Origin of the sequence: Nitratireductor sp. CH_MIT9313-5 (genome assembly GCF_037029545.1) — a bacterium.
In the GTDB taxonomy this organism is placed as follows: domain Bacteria; phylum Pseudomonadota; class Alphaproteobacteria; order Rhizobiales; family Rhizobiaceae; genus Chelativorans.
The window spans coordinates 281,056-283,414 of record NZ_JAYMER010000028.1; the positions used below are offsets into that span (position 1 = coordinate 281,056).

Genomic DNA, 2,359 nt, shown 5'->3' on the forward strand with positions numbered 1-2,359 from the left:
CAGGCCGGCCGTTTCAAGGATCATCCAGCCAATCGTGGTGGACATGGTGATGATGATGACCGGCAGCACGTTCGGAAGGATTTCGCTGAACAGTATGCTGGCGTTGGATTTTCCCGATAGCCTCGCAGCATCGACGAATTCCCGCCGCGAAAGGCCAATGGTGATGCCGCGAATATTGCGCGCAAAGAAAGGAATGTTGACCACGGCAATGGCATAAAGCGCGTTCAATAGCCCAGGCCCGAGCGCTGCAACGATGGCCAGGGCCAGAAGAATGTAGGGGAAGGCCATCACCATATCGATGCCGCGCATCAAGAGTGCATCGACGCGCCCGCCGACATAGCCCGCGACAAGGCCGATCAACGAGCCGAAGAAGGCGGCGATCAAGGTGGCCAAGATACCTACGGCAAGGCTGACGCGTGTACCCCAAACCAGGCGCGACAACACATCTCGCCCGAGCGCGTCCGTCCCGAGGAGATGGCCCTCCGAAAGCGGGCGCAGCAAACGGTCTGCCGGAGCGGTGGCATCTGGATCCGGGAGGGGCAACAACGGTGCCAATAGCGCAATGATGATGATCAGAACCAATACCGCGAGCCCTGTCGTTGCCAGTACATTGTTCAACAGGAGGCGAAGAGAACTCGGTCTGGTGGATTTCCGGTGTTTGGCCACCGCTGCCGTGGAGACAGCCTCAGTCATCAGCGCAACCTCGGATCAAGCATGGTCTGCGCCACGTCGGCGGCGAGATTGAACAAGACATATGCCGAGGCAACAACAAGAACGCCACCTTGCACCAGCAGCAGGTCGCGTGTGGAAATGGCATTGACCAGCATGGAGCCAATTCCAGGCCATTGAAAAACAGTCTCCACATAAACCGCACCGCCCAGAACGAAACCGGCCTGAATGCCGATTACCGGAATGACGCTAACAAGCGCTGCCCTGAATGCGTGCCGATAGATGACGCGGCGTTCCGTCAGCCCCTTGGCGCGGGCTGTGCGGATATAGTCCTGCCGCAACACTTCCAGCATGGATGTGCGGGTCAGGCGTGCGATCACGCCAGTCGCCACTACGGCAAGGGTCAGAGCCGGGAGAAGCAGGTGGTAGAGCAGGTTCGGCAGGTCGCCGCCCCCATAAATCGAATACATGCCACTGGCGGGGAAAAGCCGCAGCTTGACGGCAAAAACAAGAATGAGGAGCAATCCCAGCCAGAAGGCGGGCGTTGAAATGCCGATCAGCACAACAACGGTTATCACCTTGTCTGCCAGACCATACTGGCGCACTGCAGAGACGACCCCGGCAAGGAGTCCAAGGATCGAGCAAAGCACCAGCGCGGTGCCCGCCAGAACAAGTGTCGCTGCAAAGCGTTCCAGAACTTCATCAAGGACAGGGCGGTTAAGCGCATAGGAGCGGCCCAGATCGCCCTGCAGAAGGTTACCAAGCCAGATCAGATATTGTTGCGGCAGTGGCTTGTCGAGGCCGAGATCGGCGTTGAGCTTGGCGACATTTTCCGGAGTTGCATAGGAGCCGAGAATAGCTGTTGCCGGATCACCCGGTATCATCGCCATGATCAGGAAGACAATGATCGACAAACCGAACAGGACGGGGATCGCGGCGAGTAGGCGCTTGGCTATATAGGTCGCCATGGCTTGGGTCCTGATGGAAGTTTAATCTGGAGCCTTCGAACTCGTCCGCACCACTCGGTAGGCTCAGTTTAGGGTGAGGGACGTCGGCTGGTGTCGCGGGACGAGTTGTTGGTCTCGCTCAGGCTGAGAGCCGCGTCATTCGGAATATGTCTCCCCCCTCATCCCCAAGCATGTCAGGAGGATGAGGGTTGGAGCCTCTGCGTCCTTAAGGCTTGGCAACATCCTGCAGCATGAGGAAGAAGGACGGTTGGAGCTTAAAGTTCTCCACGCCTGCGCCCGTGACGGCGTTCTGCTTCCAGTTCGCTACGAAAACCCAGGGTGCATCGTCCTGCACGATGGTCTGCATCTCCTTGTAGAGTTTAGCTCGTTCTGCCTGATCGGTGGCAGTGCGTGCCTTGTTCAACAGTTCATCGACCTGCGGATTGGAGTAGTAACCTGAGTTGAAACCGCCTTTGTCTGGCCAGGCTTCCGAACGAAGAGCAAGGAAGGGCAGCGTGTCGGGATCATTGGTCATCCACGCCATTTCCGCCATGTCGGCCTTGCCCTCAAGTCCAGGGTTAACTTTGCCAAGGAAGGTGTTCCACTCATAAGTCTCAATCTTCACATTCATGCCGACAGCTTGCAGGTCAGCCTGAATTGCGGTGCCCATGGCGATCGGGTCGAGCATGCCCGAGCCGCCTTCGGTGACGTAAAAGGTCAGCTCTTCACCGTCATAGCCTGCC

3 protein-coding genes are annotated in these 2,359 nt (G+C 57.9%); all 3 read right to left on the reverse strand.

Annotated features, from left to right (window positions below):
• The coding region (locus tag WA367_RS18080; protein ID WP_336058161.1) for an ABC transporter permease at nucleotides 1-693 on the reverse strand (693 nt) is incomplete at its 3' end.
• On the reverse strand, nucleotides 693-1,637 hold the full coding sequence (locus tag WA367_RS18085; RefSeq protein ID WP_336058162.1) for an ABC transporter permease: 945 nt from the start codon (nucleotides 1,635-1,637) through the stop codon (nucleotides 693-695). The genes WA367_RS18080 and WA367_RS18085, both read right to left, overlap by 1 nt.
• 205 nt (nucleotides 1,638-1,842) lie before the next feature.
• Nucleotides 1,843-2,359 (reverse strand): ABC transporter substrate-binding protein (locus WA367_RS18090; protein ID WP_336057893.1); only part of this gene is annotated, 517 nt, incomplete at its 5' end.